Annotated in this window: 3 protein-coding genes and 1 pseudogene; all 4 read left to right on the top strand. The window is 50.5% G+C overall.

Annotation, left to right across the window (positions count from 1 at the left end; translation table 11 throughout):
- Window positions 1-376, top strand: a 376-nt coding sequence (gene rpsE / locus PLA23_RS12035; protein ID WP_324475337.1) for a 30S ribosomal protein S5, incomplete at its 5' end; no start/stop codon positions are given.
- Entirely contained in the window at window positions 376-837 is a 462-nt protein-coding gene (locus tag PLA23_RS12030; RefSeq protein ID WP_324475336.1) for a 50S ribosomal protein L30, read from the top strand. The genes rpsE and PLA23_RS12030, both read left to right, overlap by 1 nt.
- A gap of 5 nt (window positions 838-842) precedes the next feature.
- A complete protein-coding gene (locus tag PLA23_RS12025) occupies window positions 843-1,274 on the top strand; it encodes an uL15m family ribosomal protein (RefSeq protein ID WP_324475335.1) in 432 nt (143 codons plus the stop codon).
- Between the two features lie 22 nt (window positions 1,275-1,296).
- A pseudogene (locus PLA23_RS12020) lies at window positions 1,297-1,994 on the top strand (preprotein translocase subunit SecY); the annotation flags it as partial.

The following is a 1,994-nucleotide window of genomic DNA, read 5'->3' as shown; positions in this document are numbered from 1 at the left end:
CGGATACATTGGATTTGGACAGGGAAAAGACGCTCAGGTCGGTGAAGCCATCAAGAAGGCCATAGTGAGCGCAAAAATTAACCTGGTAAAGGTCCGCCGTGGCTGTGGTTCATGGGAATGTGGATGCAGCAATCCGCACTCTATTCCGATGCTGGTCACCGGCAATGCAGGAAGTGTCCGGGTGACACTCCGTCCGGCACCACAGGGTATCGGGCTTGTTACCGGAGATATTGGAAAGAAAGTGCTTGAGCTTGCAGGTATCCGCGATGTCTGGGCACAGACTCAGGGACAGACCCGGACCACAATCAACTATGCAAAGGCAACCTTCAACGCACTGAAGGCAACGAATATGATTCGTCTCGGGGGAATGGAGTGATGTATGCGGTTGTGCAGGTCCGCGGTACGGTCAAAACCCGTCGTGAGATCAAAGATACCCTCAAGATGCTCCGGCTGCACCACATCAACCATTGTGTTCTGATCCCCGACACTCCGGCATACGTTGGTATGATCCGGAAAGTCAAGGATTTCATCGCATATGGTGAAGTGGATGCAAAAACCCTTGAAGAACTGCTCGTCAACCGTGGCCGTCTTGTCGGAGATGCCCGTCTTACTGATGAGTATGTCAGAGAAAATTCCCAGTACAGTGGAATTTCAGAATTCGCAGCAGCACTTGCAAGTGGGCAGGCACGACTGACGGATGTTCCCGGTCTTAAGCCGGTACTTCGTCTGCATCCCCCACGGAAAGGGTACAAGACCACGAAGAGGACTGTCCAGCAGGGCGGTTCCCTGGGCTATCACGGGGAGAATATCAATGATCTCCTCTATAAGATGAGGTAATTGCAATGCCAGTAAATAAGCGTTCCAAGTACCGGGGTTCCAGAACCTGTGGTGGAGGAACCCACAAAAACCGCCGTGGTGCAGGGAACCGTGGTGGCCGTGGAAGAGGAGGAAGCCGGGATCACAAGTTTGTCCGTGGCGTTGTTCATGCAAACTGGACCTATGGAACCTGCGGCTTTAAGCACCACCACCGCTCATCCTTTACCGGAAATGTTCTGGATATTGGTCAGATCGATCAGATCCTCCCGTCACTCCTTGAGCAGGGGACAGCAACCCGGGACGGCGATGTTATCGTTCTCAATGCAGCAGATATCGGAATTGATAAGGTTCTTGGTGGTGGCAAGGTCACCAGCAGAATGAATATTACCGCAGAGGCGTTCTCCCAGTCTGCGATCCAGAAGATCGAGGCAAAGGGCGGTCACGCCCTGCTCTCCTGATTTGATCCCAAGGAGGTTCTGAATGGGAGAGATACTCGACCGGATGGAGCCAATTCTGGCCAAAATGCCGGCAGTCAAAACGCCAGAAGGCCATGTTCATTTTAAGAACAAACTTGCCTGGACAGCAGCAATTTTAATTTTATACTTTGCTCTCACGAATATTCCTGTTTTTGGATTATCTCCTGAATCACAGGATATGTTCCAGTACTTCCGTGCTCTGCTTGCCGGTTCAAGCGGTTCGATTGTCCACTTAGGTATCGGTCCTATTGTTACCGCTTCAATCGTTCTTCAGCTCCTGAAAGGTGCTGACCTCATTCATATTGATACGTCAGAAATCAGGGGTCAGATCCAGTACATGGGTCTTCAGAAACTCATGATCTTTATCATGATCGTGGTTGAAGCCCTTCCCATGATTGTCGGAGGATTTTTAAAACCAGATCCGGCGATAGCCTCTGCATTATTCGGAGGAAACAGCGGTGTACTGGCCATCCTCATCTTTATCCAGATCTGTATCGGTGGTGTTCTCATCTTTCTGATGGATGAGGTGGTAACCAAGTGGGGTATTGGTTCCGGTGTCGGTCTCTTCATCATTGCAGGTATTTCAGAGGCAATCATTAACGGCTTTATCAACTGGGCTCCTGTCAATGATATGTATCCGGTTGGATTCTTCCCCCGTCTCTTCGCAGTCATCCTTGATGGGGCGAATTTCATCCAGTACTT

Source organism: Methanospirillum sp. (assembly GCF_035406105.1).
GTDB lineage: Archaea > Halobacteriota > Methanomicrobia > Methanomicrobiales > Methanospirillaceae > Methanospirillum.
This window is presented reverse-complemented; position numbering and strand designations above follow the sequence as displayed.